The organism is Pantoea sp. SIMBA_079, from assembly GCF_046940275.1.
GTDB classification, from domain to species: domain Bacteria; phylum Pseudomonadota; class Gammaproteobacteria; order Enterobacterales; family Enterobacteriaceae; genus Pantoea; species Pantoea borealis.
This window is the reverse complement of the sequence record NZ_JAWRYR010000863.1, coordinates 1-240: the sequence shown is the minus strand read 5'-3', so window position 1 is coordinate 240 and position 240 is coordinate 1. Positions and strand designations below refer to the sequence as shown.

1 pseudogene is annotated in these 240 nt (G+C 61.2%); it reads left to right on the top strand.

Features of this window, described 5'->3' with window-relative positions:
• Positions 1–240, top strand: a pseudogene (locus tag SB719_RS22385) (Fe3+-hydroxamate ABC transporter permease FhuB); the annotation flags it as partial.

The following is a 240-nucleotide window of genomic DNA, read 5'->3' as shown; positions in this document are numbered from 1 at the left end:
CTCTGGCTTTCCGATCAAATCATCCTCTGGCTGACTCGCGTGTGGATGGAAGTGTCCACCGGTTCGGTCACTGCGTTGATCGGTGCGCCGCTGCTACTGTGGCTGTTGCCGCGTTTACGCCGCATTAGCGAGCCGGATATGAAGGTCAACGATCGTGTCGCGGCTGAACGCCAACATGTGCTGGCGTTTGCCCTCGCGGGCGGCGTGCTGCTGTTGATGGCTGTGGTGGTGGCGCTGTCG